Origin of the sequence: Arsukibacterium sp. (assembly GCF_033721375.1) — a bacterium.
GTDB lineage: Bacteria > Pseudomonadota > Gammaproteobacteria > Enterobacterales > Alteromonadaceae > Alishewanella.
This window is the reverse complement of record NZ_JAWWAP010000003.1, coordinates 235,593-258,666: the sequence shown is the minus strand read 5'-3', so window position 1 is coordinate 258,666 and position 23,074 is coordinate 235,593. Positions and strand designations below refer to the sequence as shown.

The 23,074-nt window shown below is 45.4% G+C and carries 22 protein-coding genes; 13 read left to right on the top strand and 9 right to left on the bottom strand.

The window, feature by feature from the left end; genetic code table 11:
- The first annotated feature begins 49 nt into the window (after window positions 1-49).
- The 4 genes from ccoG (at window position 50) to R3187_RS06270 (ending at window position 3,789) form a co-directional block, all read left to right on the top strand.
- Window positions 50-1,477, top strand: coding sequence for a cytochrome c oxidase accessory protein CcoG (ccoG, locus tag R3187_RS06285; protein ID WP_318965836.1), 1,428 nt, complete (start codon window positions 50-52; stop codon window positions 1,475-1,477).
- Window positions 1,431-2,483, top strand: coding sequence for a serine/threonine protein kinase (locus R3187_RS06280; protein WP_318965835.1), 1,053 nt, complete (start codon window positions 1,431-1,433; stop codon window positions 2,481-2,483). Before ccoG ends, R3187_RS06280 begins: the two co-directional genes overlap by 47 nt.
- A gap of 51 nt (window positions 2,484-2,534) precedes the next feature.
- The gene (locus tag R3187_RS06275) at window positions 2,535-3,176 is read left to right on the top strand and encodes a thiol:disulfide interchange protein DsbA/DsbL (protein ID WP_318965834.1); all 642 of its coding nucleotides are present in this window, start codon (window positions 2,535-2,537) and stop codon (window positions 3,174-3,176) included.
- Between the two features lie 79 nt (window positions 3,177-3,255).
- Window positions 3,256-3,789 (top strand): DUF6942 family protein, encoded by a 534-nt coding sequence (locus R3187_RS06270; RefSeq protein ID WP_318965833.1) that lies wholly within the window; start codon window positions 3,256-3,258, stop codon window positions 3,787-3,789.
- A gap of 33 nt (window positions 3,790-3,822) precedes the next feature.
- Here the strand turns inward: R3187_RS06270 and R3187_RS06265 are convergent, their stop codons facing one another.
- A complete protein-coding gene (locus tag R3187_RS06265; protein ID WP_318965832.1) occupies window positions 3,823-4,209 on the bottom strand; it encodes a DUF4920 domain-containing protein in 387 nt (128 codons plus the stop codon).
- A 241-nt stretch (window positions 4,210-4,450) separates the two neighbouring features.
- Between R3187_RS06265 and R3187_RS06260 the strand changes: the two genes are divergently transcribed.
- Complete coding sequence (locus R3187_RS06260) at window positions 4,451-5,239, top strand: putative porin (RefSeq protein WP_318965831.1); 789 nt, start codon at window positions 4,451-4,453, stop codon at window positions 5,237-5,239.
- A 50-nt stretch (window positions 5,240-5,289) separates the two neighbouring features.
- On the opposite strand, the gene R3187_RS06255 is transcribed toward R3187_RS06260, so the two are convergent.
- On the bottom strand, window positions 5,290-5,706 hold the full coding sequence (locus tag R3187_RS06255; protein ID WP_318965830.1) for a hypothetical protein: 417 nt from the start codon (window positions 5,704-5,706) through the stop codon (window positions 5,290-5,292).
- Window positions 5,707-6,074: 368 nt separating this feature from the next.
- On the opposite strand from R3187_RS06255, the gene R3187_RS06250 reads away from it, so the two are divergent.
- The 7 genes from R3187_RS06250 (at window position 6,075) to R3187_RS06220 (ending at window position 14,280) form a co-directional block, all read left to right on the top strand.
- Window positions 6,075-6,380 carry a transcriptional regulator gene (locus R3187_RS06250; RefSeq protein WP_318965829.1) on the top strand — a complete coding sequence of 102 codons (306 nt, stop codon included), beginning with the start codon at window positions 6,075-6,077 and terminating at the stop codon, window positions 6,378-6,380.
- Window positions 6,377-7,657 carry a type II toxin-antitoxin system HipA family toxin gene (locus R3187_RS06245; protein WP_318965828.1) on the top strand — a complete coding sequence of 427 codons (1,281 nt, stop codon included), beginning with the start codon at window positions 6,377-6,379 and terminating at the stop codon, window positions 7,655-7,657. Before R3187_RS06250 ends, R3187_RS06245 begins: the two co-directional genes overlap by 4 nt.
- A gap of 203 nt (window positions 7,658-7,860) precedes the next feature.
- On the top strand, window positions 7,861-8,073 hold the full coding sequence (locus R3187_RS06240) for a hypothetical protein (RefSeq protein ID WP_318965827.1): 213 nt from the start codon (window positions 7,861-7,863) through the stop codon (window positions 8,071-8,073).
- A gap of 173 nt (window positions 8,074-8,246) precedes the next feature.
- Window positions 8,247-9,302 carry a DNA cytosine methyltransferase gene (locus R3187_RS06235; protein ID WP_318965826.1) on the top strand — a complete coding sequence of 352 codons (1,056 nt, stop codon included), beginning with the start codon at window positions 8,247-8,249 and terminating at the stop codon, window positions 9,300-9,302.
- An 18-nt stretch (window positions 9,303-9,320) separates the two neighbouring features.
- Window positions 9,321-12,323 (top strand): ATP-binding protein, encoded by a 3,003-nt coding sequence (locus R3187_RS06230; RefSeq protein ID WP_318965825.1) that lies wholly within the window; start codon window positions 9,321-9,323, stop codon window positions 12,321-12,323.
- A 4-nt stretch (window positions 12,324-12,327) separates the two neighbouring features.
- Window positions 12,328-14,037 carry a response regulator receiver domain gene (locus R3187_RS06225; RefSeq protein WP_318965824.1) on the top strand — a complete coding sequence of 570 codons (1,710 nt, stop codon included), beginning with the start codon at window positions 12,328-12,330 and terminating at the stop codon, window positions 14,035-14,037.
- An 81-nt stretch (window positions 14,038-14,118) separates the two neighbouring features.
- Window positions 14,119-14,280, top strand: coding sequence for a hypothetical protein (locus R3187_RS06220; RefSeq protein WP_318965823.1), 162 nt, complete (start codon window positions 14,119-14,121; stop codon window positions 14,278-14,280).
- Window positions 14,281-14,366: 86 nt separating this feature from the next.
- Here the strand turns inward: R3187_RS06220 and R3187_RS06215 are convergent, their stop codons facing one another.
- Entirely contained in the window at window positions 14,367-14,975 is a 609-nt protein-coding gene (locus tag R3187_RS06215) for a hypothetical protein (RefSeq protein WP_318965822.1), read from the bottom strand.
- Window positions 14,966-15,883: a hypothetical protein gene (locus R3187_RS06210; protein WP_318965821.1), complete on the bottom strand. Its 918-nt coding sequence runs from the start codon at window positions 15,881-15,883 to the stop codon at window positions 14,966-14,968. The genes R3187_RS06215 and R3187_RS06210 overlap by 10 nt, the downstream gene beginning before the upstream one ends.
- A 215-nt stretch (window positions 15,884-16,098) precedes the next feature.
- Here R3187_RS06210 and R3187_RS06205 point away from each other — a divergent pair, with 215 nt between their 5' ends.
- Entirely contained in the window at window positions 16,099-16,560 is a 462-nt protein-coding gene (locus tag R3187_RS06205) for an isoprenylcysteine carboxylmethyltransferase family protein (RefSeq protein ID WP_318965820.1), read from the top strand.
- Here R3187_RS06205 and R3187_RS06200 read toward each other — a convergent pair.
- The 5 genes from R3187_RS06200 to R3187_RS06180 all read right to left on the bottom strand — a co-directional run bounded on the left by R3187_RS06200 (window position 16,557) and on the right by R3187_RS06180 (window position 23,040).
- Window positions 16,557-16,928 (bottom strand): transcriptional regulator, encoded by a 372-nt coding sequence (locus R3187_RS06200; RefSeq protein WP_318965948.1) that lies wholly within the window; start codon window positions 16,926-16,928, stop codon window positions 16,557-16,559. The two genes, R3187_RS06205 and R3187_RS06200, sit on opposite strands and share 4 nt — an antisense overlap.
- A 17-nt stretch (window positions 16,929-16,945) precedes the next feature.
- Window positions 16,946-17,248: a type II toxin-antitoxin system HigB family toxin gene (locus tag R3187_RS06195; RefSeq protein WP_318965819.1), complete on the bottom strand. Its 303-nt coding sequence runs from the start codon at window positions 17,246-17,248 to the stop codon at window positions 16,946-16,948.
- Window positions 17,249-17,316: 68 nt separating this feature from the next.
- Window positions 17,317-20,139, bottom strand: a complete 2,823-nt coding sequence (gene uvrA / locus R3187_RS06190) for an excinuclease ABC subunit UvrA (RefSeq protein ID WP_318965818.1) — start codon at window positions 20,137-20,139, stop codon at window positions 17,317-17,319.
- A 377-nt stretch (window positions 20,140-20,516) separates the two neighbouring features.
- Complete coding sequence (locus R3187_RS06185) at window positions 20,517-22,790, bottom strand: TonB-dependent receptor (RefSeq protein WP_318965817.1); 2,274 nt, start codon at window positions 22,788-22,790, stop codon at window positions 20,517-20,519.
- A gap of 64 nt (window positions 22,791-22,854) precedes the next feature.
- Window positions 22,855-23,040, bottom strand: a complete 186-nt coding sequence (locus tag R3187_RS06180) for a hypothetical protein (RefSeq protein ID WP_318965816.1) — start codon at window positions 23,038-23,040, stop codon at window positions 22,855-22,857.
- Between the last annotated feature and the right edge of the window lie 34 nt (window positions 23,041-23,074).

The following is a 23,074-nucleotide window of genomic DNA, read 5'->3' as shown; positions in this document are numbered from 1 at the left end:
GCCAAGGCTGTTATACTAGCGCCAGCACAGCAGCTGGGCAGAGGTAGCAGTGGATAAAAACCGTATTGACATAAAAAACATCCCGGTAACGGTGGAAACCTATAAACCGGAGCAGCCGGGCCAGAGCAAATATGCTTCACGTGACCGGATATATGTTCGTTCTGTTAAGGGGCTACACCAAAGTTTGCGCCGCAATATGGGCTTTGTATTTATGGCGCTGTTTATGCTGCTGCCATGGATCCAGTACAACGGTAATCAGGCTATTCTGCTGAATATTGGCGAACAAAAATTTAATATCTTCGCCCTGACACTATGGCCCCAGGACTTTACCATTCTGGCCTGGATTTTTGTCATCGCCGCGTATGCATTATTCTTTATTACCGCATTTTATGGTCGGGTATGGTGTGGCTATCTGTGTCCACAATCAGTCTGGACTTTTATCTTTATGTGGTTTGAAGAAAAAATTCAGGGTAGCCGTAATCAACGGATGACGCTGGATCAGGCGCCATGGTCTGCATCTAAATTTGCCAAAAAGGCCTTAACTCATTTTTGCTGGCTGGCCTTTGCATTGTTAACGTCACTGATCTTTGTCGGCTATTTTACACCGGTGGGTCCGCTTTTTATTGATTTCTTCACTTTTCAGGCCGGCTTCTGGGCGGTGATTTCGGTATTGTTTTTTGCCGCCTGTACCTATGGTAACGCTGGTTGGATGCGGGAAATAATGTGTACCCATATCTGTCCTTATGCCCGTTTTCAGTCCGCGATGTTTGATAAAGACACCTTTACCGTTACTTATGATGAGCAGCGCGGTGAAGCGCGTGGTCCGCGCAGCCGCAAAGACAAAGATTATAAGGAAAAAGGCCTGGGTGACTGTATTGATTGCAACCTGTGTGTGCATGTTTGCCCCACCGGCATTGATATCCGCAATGGCTTGCAGTATGAATGCATAAACTGTGGTGCCTGTATTGATGCCTGTGATGATACGATGGCAAAAATGGGCTATCCACCGGGCCTGATCAGTTATACCACTGAACACAGTCTGAAAGGCAAGCCGACTAAAATACTACGGCCAAAACTGGTGGGATATTTTATTATTCTGCTGGTGGTATGCGCTGCCTTTGCTACCAACCTGTATCTGCGTAAACCGCTCGAGCTGGATATTATCCGCGATCGCGGTGCCCTGTATCGGGAAACGCCGGAAGGTTTAATTGAAAACACCTACACCCTGAGTATTATCAATAAGTCGCAGCAGGCTAAAACATATCAGTTAGCGGTTTCCGGGGTAAACGACTTCAGCTGGATCGGGCCAACCGAAGTGACTATTGCCGGTGGCGACAGCCTGAATGTGCCGGTAAGTCTGGCGCTGGACCCTTACAGTGCGGCCAGACCGGTACTGGACATCGAGTTCAGTGTTACCGAGCAGTCTGAAGATGGCTATAAAGTCAGCCAGGGGAATAAATTCTTTGCCGGCCGCTAAGCAGGACATCATCAGCCGTTTTGACTTTGCCACATTGGGGCCAGAGCTGATCTTAGACGCATTACTGCAGCTGGGGCTGGATGTCAGCAGTGGCTTACTGGCACTAAACAGCTATGAGAACAGGGTATATCAGTTCACTGCTTATCCTGATCATAGTTTGCAGGCGCAGAAGTATGTGGTGAAATTTTACCGGCCTGAGCGCTGGAGTCCGCAGCAAATTCAGGAAGAACATGATTTTGCGTTTGAGCTGGCTGACGCTGATATCCCAATGGTGGCGCCGCTGCGGTTTAATGGCAACAGCCTGTTGCAGTATCAGGGCTATTATTTTGCCGTGTTCCCAAGCCGCGGTGGGCGTACGCTGGAAGTGGATAACGACGAGCAACTGGCGATGTTAGGCCGCTTTTTGGGACGGATGCATCAGGTCGGGGCTAAAAAAACATTCAGTTACCGGCCTACCTTCAGTGTCGACAGTCATTTGCTGCAAAGCCAGCAGGTATTAGCGAAGCTGGAGCTTATTCCCGATTATATGCGCCCCGCTTTTGATACCGTGCTGCAACAGGTAATCGCAGAAGCCAGCCGTCAGTATCAGCCAACAAAACAAATCCGGTTACACGGAGACTGTCACGCCGGTAACTTATTTTATGTCGACAAGGGGCCCTTTTTTGTTGACCTGGATGATTGTCGCACTGGCCCGGCAATTCAGGATATCTGGATGATGCTGTCAGGTGATCAGCGCGAGCAGCGGCTGACCCTGGAACTGATGCTGGACGAGTATGAACAATATTGTGAGTTTGATCCGGCGGAACTAAAACTGATCGAGCCACTCAGAGCAATGCGTATAGTGCACTATATGGCCTGGCTGGCGCGACGCTGGCAGGACCAGGCTTTTGTACAAAGCTTTCCGTGGTTTGCCACCGATAAATACTGGGAGCAACAATGTCTGGTGTTAAAAGAGCAGCTGGCATTACTGCAACAACCGCCGTTATCACTGGTGCCAGGTTACTGACAATTTGCTAAGCTAAAGGCCGTACCGGTCTGATTGAGGATGTAAGATAAAATGAAAAAGCTGTTATCACTGTGTTTTGTCGCGTTACTACTGCCACTGGCGGTAAGTGCTAATGCTAAGTTTGTCGAAGGCAAGCATTATCAGGTCATTGCCGAGCAAGCTTCAGCTAAGCCTGAAGTTAAAGAGTATTTTTCTTTCTATTGCGGCGGTTGCTATGGTTTCGAACCAGTGGCGCAGAGCCTGGCTAAAAAACTGCCTGAAGGCACTGAGTTTAAAAAAGTGCATGTCGATTTTATCCGCGCCGCTTCGCCGGAAATTCAGAATATGCTGGCCCGCGCTTACCTGGTAGGTAAAAACATGGGCAAGGGTGACCAGATTGCTTCTGCCATCTTCAACCAGATCCATCGCAACCGGGTGCCTTTCACCAGCGAAGATGATATCCGCAGCCTGATGCTGATAAACGACATTGAAGCGGAAGAATATGAAAAGGCCATGCGTAGCTTCTCGGTGCGCGGCGCAGCCAGCCAGATGAAAAAAGAACAGACTGAACTGTCAGAAAGCCGGGTATTAAGCTCAGTACCAATGCTGGTGGTCAACGACAAATATAAAATTCTGAATGAATCACTAAACCAGCGTAATCTGGAAAATGAATTACAGGAATTAATCAGTTACTTGCTGCAAAAAGACGCATAATTTAGCGATATACGTTACCCGGGGTGGCATTTGCCACCCTTTTTATTGTGCCTTTTTATTATGATAAAAGAGTCAAAACGTGAGCAGCAGTGCAGAAGTAGGTTTTGGACAGAGTGGCGCGGTAGTCCGGGTATATATTGCCAACATGCCACCAATGGCAGAGTACGCCGGATTGCGCCAGGTAAAGCCGCTGCAAAAAGGTGAGATTGACCTGATAAACAGTGCCTGCGGCAATGGCTGGCGCAAGGTGTTTAACGTGTATAGCAAGCTATTATTTGCCCTGGACGCGAAACAGTTTGGCTTTACCAGGTACGCGGGCAGTTGGCAGCAGTATCGGGATCAATATTTACTGCAGGCCGGCAGTAATACCGCGCTGCTGTTTAGCATGCCGGAGTTAAAAGCCGGGACTAAAGACATTCATATTATTGCCGGGCGCACCCATGCCAGGGCGCTGCTGGACAATGGTTTGACAGCGCAACTTAACTGGCTGAATCAGGAATTTGCGCTAGATAAATACCAGCGCGTACTGGTTTGCCCGTATTTTGACTACCGCCAGCTCAATAATGAAAAGCTGACTTTTCTGGCGCAGCTGATAAAGACATTAGATGAGTAATGATATGAACTGACACAACTGCAGCAGCTTCGATTAGTCCGCTATTGCTACTGCAGTGGGTACTAACTGATAACCCGCCGCCTCACCTTCGCCTTGCTCCCATACTTTTAACAGGCCGGTAGCATAAGCAGTTTTACCTTTAGCACTTAGCGGAAACACCATATCACCGTCACGAACTTTTATCCGGAACGGACCCTTTTCGCTGGTTGCGGCAAATTTCATCCAGCAACCCTGCTTGCTGCAAACTGCGTCCACCGTGCCTGAAACAGTCACTACCTGCTGCAAGTGCTTTTGCGGTGCAGCTAATAACTGCTCCACTGGCATTGCCGCTGCTTTATCAACAACCTCACCAAAAACGGTAGCGGCCTGAGCGCTGAACAATGTGGCAGAAAATGCCAATGCTAAAAGTGTTTTAAACATAGTGATGCTCCTGTAGCCAATAGCCTATTCTGGCGCAACAACCAGAAAAGGCAAGTGCCCGTCTGCCTTACAATGCAGGATTGATACGTGTCTACCTATTGATGTAACGGGATTACCTTATTTCGCTCAAAAAGTAATCATACAGTGTTAAATGTAAAGTAAATATTAAATATTGTTTTACTTTGGCATTTGCCGGCTGTAGTATGCGCGCCGCAATCACCAACTTAGGGAAATTAAAACAATGACGTTGAAGTACATACTGCCTGTAATCGCAATAACCACTACTGCTGTTTCTGCCGAAGAATACCAATTATTCACTGAACTGCGTGCTGATCACTTGCGGGTTAGCGGTGAATCTGAAACCGTGTGGTCGCTGAATGGCACTTACTTTTTTGATAAAAAACAAACACTGGGCCCGCTGGATCAATTTGAATATATTAATAAAGTTACTAACGTAGGTGCGGCATTCAGCCGGTTTGATGGCGAGAACTTCTGGAGCATTGGTGGTGAATACTTTGCTGAAAACAATCTGGTGATATCTGCTCGTTATACCGACAACGCCGGCTCTGATGCAACCTCTGTTGGTATTGGCTATCTGATCTCAAAAGACTTTATTATCCGGGCACAAGCCGCTAAGCCAGAAGAAGGTGATACCAGTTACCGTTTCTCTGCCAGCTACAACCATCAGCTGCAGGGTAATGATTATGTGGGCTTTACGGCGTACACTGATGATGAGTTTGATCAATACGGTATCAGCAGCAAATACTTCGCCAGTCTGGGCTCTGACAAATTTATCGCTGTAGGCGTATCATTGGCAGAACAGTTTGACCGCTCAACATGGGCAGCAAATGCAGATTACTATTTCAGTAAAATGACCTCTGTGGGTATGTCTTACAGTAAAGAAGACAGTTACAGCCTCAATGCCAAACATTTCTTCAACCAGAACTGGGCATTAGAAGCCGGCTTTGCCAGCAATACTGATAACTCAGACTTTAAGACCTACAGCCTGAGCGTAATCGGCCAGTTCTAATTTTCTCTGGAAGTTCCACTGGTGTTTTGGGCAACTTAGGTTGCCCTTTTTTATGCCCGGGCCCATTTCGCTTTTATTTTGTATAGCTGGTAAATAAACAGTGGAAAAAGCAGTAGACCCAGGTCAATCTTACCTTGATATACCAGGCTAAAGCAGGCGTCGGCAAGGCCCAGATACGCCAGAATAAGACAGGCTATCAACCCCCGGTAACGACCGGTAATCAACCCATAAAAGCTGGCGGCAGCCACAATAAAAAACAGCCACATCATCCCGAATGCCAGGGTAACGTTTTCAGTAGTAATAGTGATAAAAGCCGGTAACTGCTGCTGATAAAGAAAGCCGGTGATATACACCAGAAAAAGAAAATAAACACCCAGCAGGCAAACCCCGGAAAATTTTAACCAGACAGGCACGCTAAGACTGCGCTGATTCAGCAGGTTATAGCCAGGGGTAAAAACTGTTTGCATAGCTTATCCTTATTTAGCAAACCAGGTAATCAGCCAAGTGTTGCATGATTGTAAACTTGAGGCAATTGATTAATAAGCAGTCAGGTTCAGCTGGTGTCAGCGTGGTGTATCAATTTAGCGCCGGGCTATTTAAAGCAGATGACGAGCTGCCACGACCGGTATGAATAATTAACAAAGCTGGGTTAATAATGCTGTCAACGTCATCGATTCCGTATGGAATATCTCATAGTAGGATATTAATCTTATTAATAGCGCATAGGTGGGAACATAGTCCTCTTAATTTTGCTTGGCAGTTGCTAACTTATTAAAGTAGGACTATATTCCCATTAATGATTAAATAGTAGGAATATAATCCCATTAGGTGAGGTATGGCTAAGCGTGATTTGCACAATGTTCTGTTTCCTAAGCAGCGAAAAATCCTTACGCATTTTGGTGAGGACTTGTTGTTAGCCATGAAACGCCGTGGTTTTACTAAAAAATTATTGTGTGAGCGAACTGGTTTTGATCATAAAACCGTGAACAAGGCCTTCGCGGGTGACCCTGGTGTCGCTATCGGCACTTACCTGAAGATCATGGCCGTGTTGGGAATGGAAAGTAACTTTGCAGAAATGGCTGCTCATGATGAAGTGGGCATCAAGCTGCAAAATATAAAATTGCTGGAAGGTTCAAAATGAGCCGTGAAATCGTCGAGGTGTATGCCGACTGGCATCCAATTGAACAGCCATTATTGGTTGGGCACCTTGCTTACAGTGAATCAAGTCGGGGCGGTGTGTTTAGCTTTGCGTACGACAAAGCATTTCTTACCTCACCTTATCGCTTACAAATAGACCCTATGTTGACACTGTACCCTGGTGAACTGTACAACGACGAAGCCGATAAAAACTTCCGGGCTTTTCTGGACTCATCCCCCGACCGTTGGGGCCGTATTTTGATGCAACGCCGTGCTGCCATTGAAGCGCGTAAGGGCATTCGGGCAACGAGTCGATTAAACGAATTGGATTACTTGCTGGGCGTACATGATTCATATCGAATGGGAGGGATCCGATTTAAGCGGGCTGACAATGCTGATTATTCAGATGCCTCTTTTTCAGACAACCCTTTTCTAGACAATCATGTCGAGTTTGTTGCACCGCCAATGGCATCATTACGTGAGTTAGAACACGCCGCCATGCAAATTGAAAAAGACGATAACATTGACAGTGACGAGTATTATCGTTGGCTACAAATGCTGATTGCACCTGGTTCATCTTTAGGCGGTGCCAGACCAAAAGCCTGTGTAACCGATGAACAAAATCAATTATGGATAGCTAAATTTCCTAATGTAAATGATACCCATGATGTTGGTGCGTGGGAGATGGTCTGTTATGAGTTGGCGTTAGCCGCTGGCGTTGAGATGTTTCCAAGTGAGATCAGGCAGTTTTCATCGCAACACCATACCTTTTTAACAAAGCGCTTTGACCGGCAGGGACAGCAGCGGCTGCATTTTTCATCGGCTATGACTCAGCTGCAATACTACGATGGCGAACGATCGCAAGGTGCCAGCTATTTGGAAATTGCTGAGTTTCTCTCCAAACAGGGAGCACAAACAGAAGCTGATTTAGCACAATTGTGGCGCCGTATCGTCTTTAATATTGCCGTGTCTAATACGGATGATCATCTGCGTAACCATGGTTTTTTACTGACTAAGAATGGCTGGAAGTTATCACCTGCGTATGACTTAAACCCCATCGTTGGCAAACACGGCCTACACCTGAACATTACTGATACAGACAACGCCTTAGACTACCAGTTAGCCTTTGATGTAAAAGGCTTCTTTCGGCTTTCTCAAATCCAGGCAACTCAAATTCACGACGAAGTGCTAAGTGCAGTTAAACACTGGCAAGCCGTTGCGAAGCGGCTGGGAATTAGCCGGGCAGAGCAAATAATGCAGGAATCTGCGTTCAATGTTTAATTTAAAAGAAATCGCCGGGCAGATAGCGTTTAAATAAAACGGCGACACACAAGTTTATTAATTCAAGGCTACTCAATTTATGGTGGATGGCAAACTGCCCATGCCGGCGTAAGAAAAAAATCCCATTATGTGACTTATCGTCCGTGGTGATTACCCTGCGCCCGGTAAATACTTTGTCAGTAGCACCTGCTGGAGTATGTACCATGGAAAATCAGCACATAACAGACGATATAACAGTGCCCTACGAAGAAGAAGTAAACGGCTTCACCATTTATATAGAAGATAACCCTGACCGCTGGTGCGGTGGGTATATCTGGTCGGTGTGCCAAAACGAAATTGCTTTGGATGAAGGGCTTTCTTTTAATGCGTCTGATGCGATTAACAGCGCAATGGTGTTTATCAACGGAGTCAACTAAATTCTGTATATACTAGCGCTTAACGGTATTTTCAGGCTTTTACACTTACACATTACTTGCAAAAAATGTATGCTAACAATATTAGAATTTTAAAGCAGAGCTGCATGAATATCATTTCATTAAAAGGCACTAAATTAAAAAAATAAAATTATATCAAGTTATTAGAGAAGAAAATGAAGGTAATTGATTTTTTCTGCGGTTGTGGGGGGGCAAGCAAGGGTTTTGAGCTTGCTGGATTTGAAGTTACCTTGGGTATTGATTTTGACAAAAATGCCGCCGAAAGCTATCAGACAAACTTCCCCAATGCACAGTTCATCCAAGCTGATATTCGAAATGTTAAAGTGAAACATGTAGCCGAAAAAGTATCAGATTGGAAGAATTCTGATCTTGTATTCTGTGCTTGTGCTCCGTGTCAACCTTTCTCATCACAAAATAAACAACGAGTTAGTAGTGACGATAGAAGGTCGCTGCTGAGTGAAACCAAACGTTTTATCAGGGCGTTGCGACCGAAATTCATTTTTATTGAGAATGTCCCTGGTATTCAAAGTATTAAGTTGGCTGATAATGGCCCATTTGCTGACTTCCTGCATTTTCTGAATAGATTTGAATATCAGTATGAGTATCGTGTTATATCAAGCGAGTTTTACGGTGTCCCTCAGCAACGCAAAAGATTAGTAGTGTTGGCTAGGTTAAATGGGCAGCCTACTTTTCCTCTGTTAACGCACGGTATGGATAATACTCGATTCGCAACTGTTCAGGATTACATTGGAGAGTTACCTCCACTGCAGGCTGGTGAAGTTGATCCTAATGATTCATTGCATGAGGCCGCAGTGGTGGAACCTCATAATATTGAGAGATTGATGCACACGCCAGAAGGTGGCGATCGAAGAAACTGGCCTGCCGAACTTTGGCTCCAATGTCATAAAAATTACAGTGGACATACAGATGTTTACGGCCGTATGCGATGGGATGCTCCATGTAAAACCCTTACAACTAAATGTACGAGTATTTCTAATGGGCGTTTTGGCCATCCTGATACGGCACAAAATAGAGCCATTACGTTTCGAGAAGCAGCCTTGCTGCAAACTTTTCCAAAGGACTTTCAATTTAAAGGTAATCGGGCTGCCAAGTCTAAGCAAATCGGTAACGCAGTTCCTGTATTATTAGCACAACGTTTTGCTGAGGTCATGTGGAATCAACTACACGAACAAGAGGACAGGGATGGTTAAGCTAGACCTGCGTGAGAAATGGCACAGATAAAAACAAAAGCTCGAGCACTCGATATGCTCGGCCGACAACAAATTGCGGGTATTCCCACTGCGTTAAGTGAGCTGTTTAAAAATGCACATGATGCTTATGCCGACAATGTAGAAGTTGATTATATAAGAAAAAAGAGTCTGCTTATTCTACGTGACGATGGCATCGGTATGACCAAAAATGAGTTTGAAGATCGTTGGCTTACCATAGGCACAGATAGCAAGCTAATTGATGAAGATAGCATTGGTATGCCTGCGGTAGACGATTCTAAAGCAGCTCGTCCGATAATGGGAGAAAAAGGAATCGGTCGATTAGCAATCGCGTCTATCGGCCCCCAAGTGCTGGTTGTCACTCGTTCACGGCGAGATGGGATATTAGGAAATGTTGTAGCGGCCTTTGTAAACTGGACATTGTTTTCCCTTCCGAAACTTAACTTGGAAGACATAGATATTCCAATGATTGAGCTCGCACCGCAAGAAACCCTGCGCAAGAAAGATATAGACACGCTAATTAGTGAGGCGTTAGCCAACATTCATAGTCTAGAAGGAAAACTTTCATATAAAAAAATAGATTTTCTTATTGACCAAGTTAAGCAGTTTGACTACGACCCCGAGTTTTGGGTTGGCACCCTGAACGACTTGGATAAAAATCTGGATTTGAAGAGGGAGCATCTATCATTAAACAGTAGCCGCGGCGGTACTCATTTTATAATTACCCCAGTCGATGAGATTCTGAACGATGACATTGAGAGTTTTGCTACTGCAAGACGCACTGATCAAGCTTCTCGTTTAGAAAAAGCGCTACTGGGTTTTACCAACACCATGTACGAAAATGCCTGTCCACCTGTCATTGCTCGCTTTCGGGATCATACGGTGCACGGTGAATGTATAGATAGAATCAGTGAATCTGTTTTTTTTACTCCAGATGAATTTGATATTGCCGACCACCACTTTCAAGGTACATTTAATGAATTTGGTCAGTTTTCTGGAAAAATAAAAGTTTATGGAGAAGAAAAAGATATCGTTGTTTCCTGGCCTGAAGGTGGAAACAAAGAAGTTTTATGTGGACCATTTAAACTAAATCTTGCTTACGTACATGGCACACAACGAGACTCAAAAGTGCATCCAGATGATTGGAAAGCACTTCGTGATAAAACGGATAAGATGGGCGGATTGTACATTTATCGTGATGGAATTCGTATTTTACCTTACGGAGATTCAGACGTGGATTTTCTTCGTATTGAGCAGCGACGTTCAAAAAGTGCCAGTGAATACTTTTTTTCATATCGTCGTATGTTTGGCGCAATCGAACTCACAAAAGCTAATAACATTGAATTAAAAGAAAAAGCCGGCCGTGAAGGATTCATAGAAAATAAAGCTTATAAGCAATTGAAAGCTATCTTAGAAAACTTTTTCATACAAATTGCAGCTGATTTTTTTAATGACAGAGGAGATCAGTCTGCAACCTTCATTGAAACTCGTGCTCGACAGCAGCGTGAAAACGAATTGCTAAAGAAACGCGATAGTTATAAAAATACTAAGCGTAAAAGGTTTACTAAAGAACTCGAGCTATTTTTCAAAAAATTTGATAGCGAACAATGGGAAAATACTATTCAGTATCTATCTGAAAAAGCCCAAACAGTTTTTAATAATTTCGAACCCGAGACGCATGCAATTGATGATTTGGTCTTCAATGTCGAACAGATCCGCGTCAACGAATTCGGGAAATTGATCAACAGTATAGATATTACAAAACCTTCTGGTTTAGGGCTTAACAAGGAGTTAGCCGGGCTATGGGATATTTATCAAGTTAAGAAATCCGAGCTTTTGGTTCAAATTGAAGAGCGAAAATCAGAGATCGGTCGAAAACTTGTTGGGTATGAAGACCAATATGGCGATAGAACCGGACTACGCCGCCGCTTCAGCGATTCACTGACCCTACTCGAAGAAGCTCAACGTAAAAAACTAAATGAGGCGTACAACAAAGCCAACAGAATAATGGAAGAACTCCAAAAACAGGCGCGTCAATTACTTAACCGAAATAGGGAACTAGCTAAACAACAGGCTGCGGAGGTTTTCAAAGATTTCAATTCTACCAGTTTTCAGGGTGTAACTTCTAACCAACTATTTCAGCTTAAAACTGATCTAGAAACACGAATAGATAATTCATCTAAAGTCATTTTGGAGAGTGTTAATCTTATTACAGAACGTTTGCTGGCTGCTAAAGAAGGCACTGAGCAAAACACGACATCTTCCACTGAATTGGTATCGATTTTAGAAACGGAATATGAGCTTTTAAAAGAGCAACATGAAAAAAATTTACAGTTGGCCCAAATGGGTATGGCTTTGGGTGTCATAGGGCACGAATTTAATAGCAATATCCTTTCAATACGTCGTGGTTTGAACGAGATGCAACAATTTGCAACTCGAAGTGAGCGTTTCAAAAACATTTATGAACGGGTCCGCACAGGTTTCGATCATTTAGATGCTTATCTTAAAACTCTCATGCCATTAACTAGGCGTATGGGGCGGCGGCGCACTCAAATTACAGGTAAGGCTATAAGCGAGTTTATCTTTTCTATCTTTGAAGAAAGACTAGTGAAAGAAAATATAAAACTAAGTTGTACTTCTGGTTTTTATAACCAAAGTGTAATTACCTATACTTCTACGCTATATCCGGTATTTATCAATATTGTTGACAACGCTATCCATTGGTTGGCTAGAAGCTCAGGTGAGAAAAGCATTACTCTTGATGCCACTGAAAATGGTTTTTCTATTAAAGATAGTGGACCTGGTATTCCAACTATCGACCAGCAAAATGTTTTCGAGTTCGGCTTCACTCGCCGTATAGGGGGACAAGGGATGGGGCTCTATATTGCGCGCCAGACACTGGTAAGAGACGGTTTTGAACTGCTTCTAGAGCCATACCAACCGGAAAGTGGGGCAGTATTCAAAATAGAACCCAAAGAAAATCAAGACTTAGAAGTGGAGTGATAGCGTGCGAGAAGGAACATTTTTCGAATCATCAAAGGCGATAGTTTGCGATTTTCTAAACAACGTCATTGCAGTAGATGACAATCTGATTTTTGAAGTTAAGCCTGAGAACGTAGCAGAAGAAGATTTTGATATCCCTGAGGATTCAGATAGTGGATTGGGGTATCGTGATACTAAAAAAAATGATAAACAAGCTGCTCCAGTTGCTCATCCTCTTAACTACCAAGATCTATCTTTAGCATTTACTGATTATGGAATTAATTGCTGTGCATTCAAACCTGACATTAACAAGTTTGGCACAATAGAAGTAGCTGCGGAACGTATTCAAAAGAGTACCAAGCGCGCAGACATTACCATTTTAGATTGGAGTATGGATGACCAATTTGGTAAAAAGTCAGGGTCATTGGCCAAACTCAGTATTGAAAAAATACTACAAGCTGATATCGCAATGCATGGACGCTTGCGTCTAATCGTCGTATACACGGGTGAAACAGATCCTGAAGAAATCACTAGAAATATATTTAAAGAAGTAGAGACGTTAGATAATAGTTCAATATTAAGTGGTCAACAGATTAACTTTAGTGGCAGAAATCTACAGTTATGTCAAATCAATGTTATTGGAAAAAATTATGAAGCAATAGCACTTAGAGATGAAGTTGTTGCGCTGTTCACTGAGCTTACTATCGGCTTACTTTCTAATGCGACACTGTCTGCTATTGGGGAACTTAGAGATAAAACCCATCATATATTGCATGCATTTAATAAACATCTCGACCCTGCTTATGTTTCACATGTTTTAGGTTTGCTGTCCTCTCCTAAAGTAAGAGAGTATGCAGATGAGGTCGCATTTGATTATGCTGCTGAATTGATATCCGAAGAGTTCAAATCTATCATACAAATAGCGCCAAAAATAAAATCAAACCTAAGGAAAGAGAGAATAAAAGAGTGGTTGGATCACATTAATACAGCTAAAGAACCAGATTTCTTTGAAATTATAGTAGGTCATAAGTCGGGTAAAGTTGATTCTGGAAAAGTTAAATCTTTTCTAGATGCAACAACATCCAAGCAAATAAAAAAGCTACTCCAAGATGAGCCTGTGATAATTCTAGATGAAGAATATCCAAATAACTTTTTTGAAGATAATAGAATTCAAGTTAATTTAAAGAATGGACGTGAAGATAGTCATGACAATCTTAGTATTATAGAGTGTAAAAGAAGGGATAGTTTCTCTATATCTATTCATCCATATGAGCCTAATATAAAACTTGGCTCTATAATAAAAGGTTTCGATGATAGTTATTATATTTGTTTGCAGCCCCTCTGTGACAGTGTTCGCCTTAGCGGTGACAGTAGTTTTTTGTTTTTGAAAGTAGATAAATCAAAAAATGGCGGAAAGTTTAGCCATGTTATCCAAGATAGCGAAGGTTCTGCAGTTAGATTGTTGACGCGTTACTCATCTATAAATATTCAAAAATTTACTCTGAAGTATAACGCACAGTCTCGAACTATTAGAGCGGTAAAAAATGGCAATAACAAACACATAATTGAGTATAAAAAGGAGGATGGTACTTACGGGGATTTAATTTGGGTAGGTGAATTAAAGAGTAATATTGCGCAGTCGATATCAAATAATGTGGCAGCTAGTATATCGAGAATAGGCTTAGATACTAACGAGTGGTTGCGATTAAGTGCTGTTGCTAAAATAGAAAGATAATATAAGCCTATAGTAGCTTCTGCTATCAGCACTGACTGGTGGAAGCAAAAAATAAGCTCAAACAGGGCACATGACGACGCGGTGCAGGACAAACTGCGCGAGCTGGGCTGGCGGGTGTTGCTGGTTTGGGAGTGTGCACTAAAAGGTAAGAACAAAGTGCCGTTGCCACAACTTACCAATGACATCACAAATTGGCTGCGCCACGGCAGTAGCTTTGCTGAGCTGCCTGAAGTTGTAGAATAAAGAGTTCAGGCGCTGGTTGTCGTTCAGTTTATGGTTCTAAGTCAATGGTGTTGGCTTCACTGGCTGTAATAACGGTAATCTGATTATTATGATTGAGTATTCCGGGAACGTTTAAGCTGCTCTTCCTGTAACAAAAACTGCCTGCGTGCTTCTTGCTGTCGTGCCCGCTGCTGAAGCATTTGTTCTACCTGTACAGATTCATTCCATGAGCCCCGGGTTACAATGCGCTTCACGTCGATGTCAAAACATAAAGCAGGGTTCTGCGTCCAGGCGCTGTAAGTTACCCGGGTAAATAGCAGAGTGGTGGCCGGGCAGGATTCATAGCCCTTTGCAGCCATTTGGTTTTGCCAGTAGTGGCTAACTCCGTAATAACCAACGAGCATTAGCCCAAAACTACCTAATAACAACCCGCTGAATATCCTGTTAAATTTTTTCTCTAAGGGCTGAGTATGCAAGCTAAACTTGTGGGTAATTAATCTTGTTGCAATCCACATGATAAGTACCAGGCAAAAAAAGCCGCCGCCAAAAGCTAAACCATGCATGTCGCTGTGAATAATAAGCTGGTGGCCACTAGCAACTTGTTGCTGTTGATTCGATAGATCGTATAGCAAACCCCAGATGACCAGAGGTAGCAGAAGCAGGCAAAACAACAACAAACCCAGACCTGCAGCATTCTGCTTACTGGTTAAAGCCATAATTGAGGCCTTCTTCGCAATAACTGGTTGATTTTGTCTGTCGCAGTTTTATATAGACTTCGTTTAACATATCGGACTGTTGAGGATGTGACATAGACAATGCCAGCATTAACTTTATCCAATAGTGATTTTTCCTGATATTCAAACCATTGAATCAAAGATTTAGTAATCTCAAATTTTTTATCTATTACATTAAGTGTGTAACCAACCAGCAAGGATACAGCAACCCCGACAATAATTGGTACTACAGCAACAACGGCAGCACCCATAAACAGAGCGGCACCTGCAGCGGCTAAGTATCCGGCAGTACTGGCGATAGCAATCTTAACAAGATCTGTAGAAATACCTGCCAGCCAGTGTGTCCAGCGATACTCATCTTCAAACAGCCATTGAATACTATGTAAAGAAACGGAGAAGATCACCGATACAAGAAAACCACTTTTGGCGGAGTTTTTCAGGCCTTCTGTCCCTACTGCCATCTTTATCATCAGGGTATTGGTTGCCAGATAGCGAGTGCCTTTAATGATAAGACGAGCCCGGTGATTGCCCTTAAAAATAATGTAATTCCGACCATTCTGAGTAACCATGCTGTAAGTTTCGAAGAAGCGGCTTCCACGCTTCAAGTCAGTTCCCAGTACCAACATGGTGGCCAAATCATTGCCAGCCGCGCCATAATCACGACCCAAGGTTAATATTTGGGTCGTTGGATCTAAACCAGTCAACTGTTTGAATGAACTATCAATTTGAGATTGTGATTTGCCCTCCTGACGTTGTACTGTCAGCCAGAACTCTGCAAGTTCTCGTGCGTTAAGTACATAAATATCCGCTTTGCTTTCAGCTAAATCCTCAGCCAACTTTTGTTCTGATTGAAAGCGCTGTGCGTGTTGAAGTCCTTTGCGAGCCGTCATTACCAATCCCTTATTCCTTCCTGCCGTTTAAGATCACTATCTTAATAAGAAATCATTTAATTGCAATTTAATTGTTTATATTTTGTATGCAACTTCCTCCGTGTGGTGAGTATTGCAGCATGAATAATTTCACTGATGGTGATATAAAACAGCAGCTGCCAACATGTTTTAGTAAGTAGTATGATACCGCTAGATAAGACCCTTGGATGACTGTTATGCAAACATTAGAACTTAGAATACCCCCGGTTGTGTTGGTAGCGCTTTTTGCCGCTGCGATGTGGTTATTGGCGCAGTGGCTGCCACCTTTGGCGCTACCTGCGTTGTGGGGGCAGGTTGTAGCTATTGTGCTGGCTGGTGCCGGTATCGCGGTGGCGTTCGCGGGGGTGCTGGCATTTCGCCGCGCTGATACCACGGTAGACCCGCGCGTGCCGCAGCAAACCTCCAGTCTGGTTATTAAAGGGATTTACCGTTATAGCCGTAACCCTATGTATCTGGGTTTTTTATTGCTGTTAACTGCACTGGCTTTTTATTTAACGAATGTGGCAGCCCTGGCAATGCTGCCGCTGTTTGTACTGTATATGAACCGGTTGCAGATAGTACCGGAAGAGCGCTATTTGCAGGAAAAGTTTGGTGCGGAGTATCAGGTTTATAGCAAACAGGTAAGGCGTTGGTTTTAATTTGACAGGTTTACCGGTGGTTTAATCAGCGATTCTGCCGGGATGCCCAACCCCTCGTGCAGCCGCCAGATCATTTTTAAAGTAAGTGAGCGTTTGTGATTTAAAATTTCATAAACTCGGTTACTTTTGCCAATCATTGGCTCCAAGTCTTTAACTGTAAGGCCTTTTCGTTCCATTTCAAACTTTATAGCCGCAACAGGATCCGGCAAATCCATGGGGAAATGTTTAGCCTCATAAGCTTCAATTAACGTAACCATTACATCTAACTTCTCGCCGTCCGGCGTATCTGGCTGGGCCAGCATCAGTTGCTCGACTTCATGCAACGCCGCTTTGTAGTCGGCATCATTTCTGATAGGTCTGATATCCATCATTGCTTCTCCGGCGATTATATCGTTTGTACATCAATCTGATCATATTGGCTGTGAGTGCCGACAAACCGCACATAAATGACTTTGTAGGCATAATTAATCCAAACTACCAGCCGATATTTATTACCAGCTATATTGAATACCACTCTGCCATCTTTGAGAATACTGGCATGCCTGAAATCTTGTTTTACATCTGCAGGCGAATGCCAGTCTGCACTTAATACGTGGCGATGCCAGGCGAGAATAGGCTCTTTGGCATCACTATATTCTGGTTTGTCCTGCCAGAATGCTTTTAACGTAGAGAGTGCAATAATTCTCATAGCGCAATTATAGTCCCATTATGGGACTTTGCAACGGTGCATTTTGTTTCTTTCACTCTGTTAGCACCTTACCCCAGTAACGGCTTTAAATACTGGCCGGTGTAGGATTTTTTGCAGTCTGCTACCTGCTCCGGGGTGCCGGCTACCAGGATCTCGCCACCGCCGTTACCGCCTTCAGGGCCTAAGTCGACAATCCAGTCGGCGGTTTTTATTACATCCAGGTTATGCTCTATCACCACTATGGTGTTGCCATGGTCACGCAACCGGTGCAATACGTTCAGCAGTTGCTGAATATCGTAAAAATGCAGGCCGGTGGTCGGTTCGTCCAGAATGTACAGCGTTTTGCCGGTGTCGCGTTTACTGAGTTCGCGCGCCAGTTTTACCCGCTGCGCTTCGCCGCCCGACAACGTGGTAGCCGACTGACCGAGCTTAATATACGTCAGGCCGACATCCTGCAGCGTTTGCAGTTTGCGTTTTACTGCCGGGATCGCTTCAAAAAAGGCCAGCGCGTCTTCGACTGTCATATCCAGCACTTCGTGGATATTTTTGCCTTTGTATTTAATTTCCAGGGTTTCCCGGTTGTAACGCTTGCCTTTGCAGACATCACACGGCACGTAGACATCGGGTAAAAAGTGCATTTCTACTTTAATGACGCCATCGCCCTGACAAGCTTCACAGCGCCCGCCCTTAACATTAAAACTGAAACGGCCGACCTGATAGCCGCGGGAGCGGGCTTCCTGGGTGCCGGCAAACAGCTCGCGTACTGCGGTAAAAATACCGGTATAGGTGGCGGCATTGGAGCGTGGGGTGCGGCCAATCGGGCTCTGGTCGATATCGATAACTTTGTCGAAATGTTCCAGGCCCTTAATTTCATGATGTGGCGCCGGATCTGCACCTTCGCCTTTATTTAAAACCCGGTGTGCTACCCGGTAAAGGGTGTCATTGATTAAGGTGGATTTGCCGGAGCCGGATACCCCGGTAATACAGGTCATCAGGCCAAACGGCAGGGCTAAATCGACATTTTTCAGGTTATTGCCGGTAGCACCGGTGACTTCCAGCCATTTATCAGTCAGTGGCGTGCGCTTTTCCGGTACCGCGATTTTGCGGGTACCGGCCATATACTGGCCGGTTAATGATTCAGGCTCAGCCATAATCTGTTCAATGGTGCCCTGGGCCACAATATGACCGCCATGCACCCCGGCGCCCGGGCCGATATCAATTATATGATCTGCCAGCCGCACGGCGTCTTCATCATGTTCGACCACGATCACAGTGTTACCCAAATCGCGCAGATGCGTCAGGGTGCCGAGTAAACGCTCATTGTCGCGCTGATGTAAGCCAATTGACGGCTCATCCAGTACATACATCACGCCGACCAGGCCGGCACCAATCTGACTGGCTAAACGAATGCGCTGGGCTTCACCGCCCGATAGGGTTTCGGCGCTGCGCGATAAATTAAGATAGTTCAGGCCGACATTAACCAGAAAGCTCAGCCGGTCCTGAATTTCTTTTAATACTTTTTCGGCAATTTTTGCCTTCTGGCCCTGCAGCGTCAGCAGCTTGAAAAAGGTTAAGCAGTCGCCAATCGATAACTCTACAATTTCCGGTAAATTGGTTTTGCCGATAAACACATGGCGCGCCTCAGTGCGCAGCCGGGTGCCATGACAGCTGGGGCAGGACTGGCTTGCCAGGTATTTACTGAGCTCTTCCCGCACCGAATTTGATTCAGTTTCGCGGTAGCGTCGCTCCATATTCGGTACAATACCTTCAAACGGATGGCTGCGCAGCACCACATCGCCGCGATCATTCAGGTATTTAAAATCGACAACAGTATTGCCACTGCCATACAAAATGGCGTCCTGCTGCTTTTTGCTCAGGCTGCTGAACGGCACATCCAGCTTAAAGCCATAGTGTTCCGCCAGCGCTTTTAACATCTGAAAATAATAAAAGTTACGTTTATCCCAACCGCGGATAGCACCACCGGCCAGGCTCAGCTGGTTGCTGACAATGACTTTATTCGGGTCGAAAAACTGTTTAACGCCCAGGCCATCACAGCTGGGGCAGGCACCGGCCGGGTTATTGAACGAAAACAGCCGGGGTTCCAGCTCGGTCATCGAGTAACCACAGGTAGGACAGGCGAAATTGGCTGAAAATACCAGCTCGGGGGCATCGGGCTCGTCCATAAAGGCCACTTTGGCCACGCCACCTGATAATGCCAGCGCGGTTTCAAACGATTCGGCTAAGCGCAGCTTAATGTCGTCGCGCACCTTTATCCGGTCGATGACCACCTCAATGGTGTGCTTTTTATGTAAGTCCAGGGTTGGCGGGTCAGATAAGTCACACACTTCGCCATCTATCCGTGCCCGGATATAGCCCTGGGCAGCCAGGTTTTCCAGGGTTTTAACATGTTCGCCTTTCCGCTCCTGCACTACCGGCGCCAGCACCATTAATTTGGTGTCCTCAGGAAATTCAGTCACTTTATCGACCATCTCACTGATAGTCTGCGCGGCTAAGGGCTGGTCGTGCACCGGACAGCGCGGCTCGCCGACCCGGGCAAATAACAGCCGCAGGTAGTCGTAAATTTCAGTAATGGTGCCGACGGTAGAGCGTGGGTTATGTGAGGTGGATTTTTGCTCAATCGAAATGGCCGGCGACAGCCCTTCGATGTGGTCGACATCGGGCTTTTCCATCATGCTTAAAAACTGCCGGGCATAAGCCGATAACGACTCAACATAGCGGCGCTGCCCTTCAGCATACAGGGTGTCAAAGGCCAGAGACGACTTGCCAGAGCCAGATAAGCCGGTGATCACAATTAACTTGTCGCGTGGAATTTGCAGGGAAATGTTTTTCAGATTGTGGGTGCGGGCACCCCGAATATCAATTTTATCCATAGCGGTTTCCGGTTATCAGCAGTGAGGGCACGAAGGCTGTACAAATATACACTACATGGCATTAATAAAAAACCAGCTAACTTATTTTAGCTGGGTTTCGCTGGTTATTGGAATCATTAAGCACAGGGTTAGTTGTATGGGTGGGGGCTGCGGATTACAACACCCGCCCCGGCTCGCCACAACAACTCACCCTGTTGGGGCTCAGACACTCTGTGGCGACCGAAACGGGGTTCTAATCCTCGCTATCGTGATCACCATGTAACCTGAAGCTTAAAGGTGATCAATACGCGCATAATGCGAAATTGGCTTTAATTGCCTGTAAAAAAGCCCCCGCACGGGACGGGGGCAATACGTGGTGAAACACGGGGGAGAGAAAATCAGAAGGTATAGGTAATACTAAACTCGACACTGCGCGGCATAATATAGCGGCCATTCGGGCTGCCGGCACTACGCGGGTCGCCTTCAGTTATGCCATCTTTATCGGTCAGGTTGCTTACCGACAATTGCGCTTTCAGTTGCTGGGTCAGCTCCAGTTGCAAGCCAAGATCAATTTTTGTGTAACCTTCCAGCTTGACGGTGTTGCCGTTATCGCCAAAGCGGTCGCCGACGCTGGCCAGGGTACCATAGACAGTGGCATACATATCCTGCAGCTCAAAGCCGTAGCTCGGCGTCATGCGTAGCATCCACTCTGGTTGGCGAATTGCCTGATTGCCTACCACTAATGGCTCAGGGTGGTTGGTAATTTCGGTATCCTGCAACGTCGCATTAAGGTTAATAGCAAAGCCATTGGCAGCCCGGTAATTAGCATCAATTTCTACACCCAGCGCCTCGGTGGTCAGTACTTCAGCCGGCGCGCCAGGGCGGGAAACAAACAGCTCGCCGTCTACTTCATTGGCAAAACCAGTGATATATAAGCTGTAGTTTTGTTCGGCCCACTTATAGCCCAGCTCATACTGGGTCACTTCTTTAATTAACTTATCACCGCCTTCAAAGGCGCCGAAGTTATCGCGAAAGTCATCAAAAAACGGCATTTTATTGCCTTTATTGATCCGGGCAAATATGCCCATATTGGGTTGCCACATCCAGTTAACGCCGGTGGTCCAGGCAATTTCTGATTCGTCGTAATCAACAGCTTTGCTGATAGCCCCGGTTAAGCCTTCGTCTACCACGTAGGTAATTTTGTGATTTTCCCTACGCAGTCCTGCATCCACCCGCCACTGGTCATTAAACTGATACTCTACTGCGCCGTAAAAGGCGCTGGTATTGCCGTCACCGGTGGCGTCGATATCGTAATTCCAGCTACAACTTTCGACGCTGTCGTTACATTCAATGCCCGTTAATGCTTCGCCGCCTTTCTCTACTACATGCCATTGCTGGTTACCGATAGACCACCAATCCTGTACCGAGAAATTCGTGGCGTAATAGCCCAGGGTGAATACCGCCTTGTCGGTGGTTTTACTAAAGGCAATATCGTTGGTAAAGGCTTCAATATCTTTTAACACCACCCAGCGACCAATTTGCTGCACCACGGTATCGTTATCGTAGCTGACGCCACTTACCGCACCGGTGACCGGGCCTGTTACGCCGGCAACATTACCAAGAGTGGTAGCGCCGCCTTCCGGCACCAGGCCAAAGGTATTGGCTTCGCCGGCAATATGGCTGAAGCGATACATTAAGCGCCAGCTGTCGGTTAAGTCTAAGTCGATAGTGCCGCCGGTTATACCGCCTTTCCAGCCACGGCCATCGCCAAAGTCATAACTTTGTTGCTGGTTATCCGGGCCATAGCTAATGAGGCCTAAGCGGTTATTCGGGCCAATCTGACTGTAGCTGTTGTCTACCCCGGCCACATTGATCGGCACCGGCAAATGCCATACCCCGCTGTCGTCGGTCTGGCGGGTGTAAACATTAATTTTGCCGTTGTCTAAATCTTTGGTCAGATTAACGGTGAACTGGTGACCTTCTTCGGCATTAAAGCCGACTTCGCGCGGTCCTTCCGAACTGCTGATATAACCCCCGGCCATAATATATAAGTCGTCAGCAATTTCGCCGCTGATCACCCCATCAACCCGGCGCAGGCCATAGCTGGAGGTGGAAAACTTCACCAGGCCCTCAGTAACATCACTGCCTTCTTTTAATAAAAAGTTAGTGGTTAAGCCGGGCTGGCCGTTTGATAGCACCGGGGTAGAGCCGCCGCGCAGCGCTTCCATAAAATGAATGGTTTCATCGAGCCGGAAAATAGAGGAGTTTTCTAAAAACGACAAGGTTGGCGGCGGAAATATTGGCGCACCGTTTAACTGAATAGTAAGAAAAGGTGCATCACCGGTGCTGGGGAAGCCGCGGACAAACACATTGGCACCAGCCACCCCGCCTGAGCTTTCAGCCCAGACCCCAGGTACCACAGTAAACAGTTCCGCCGTACTTTTGGGGGAGAGCCGGGTAATGGTCTCGGCCGACACATTGGTTACCGCATAGCTAGTATCTACTTTTAAGCCCGTCATACCACTGGCTTTACCGGTAACAACAATTTGTTCAATCTGGTTGTTTTCAGTACGGCTGGCTGCGGTTTCGCTGTCGCTGCTTTGCTGGGCCGCCACCGGTAAGCTAAACAGTAACACCATGGCAGTGCTAATTTTATTAAGCTGTAACGCCATTATTATTCTCCTGTCCTGTTGATAGAAACGCTGGCTGGTATTTGTAATGTTGTGCCGGCTGAAACTAACCATATGCCACTTTTGGATATATTGCAATCGATTGCAAAAGGTCTTTTAGCGTTTTGCATACGATTGCATAGAAATAATTGGCATTAAAATTTGCTTTGTTATATTCAACATTAAGCTGACGTTGCTCCACTGCGGCGCTTAAGGCATTATGGGCGTTAAAACGGTGCAGTTTACTGGCCATTCTGAACTACAGAATTCTGATCTTTAACGGAAGT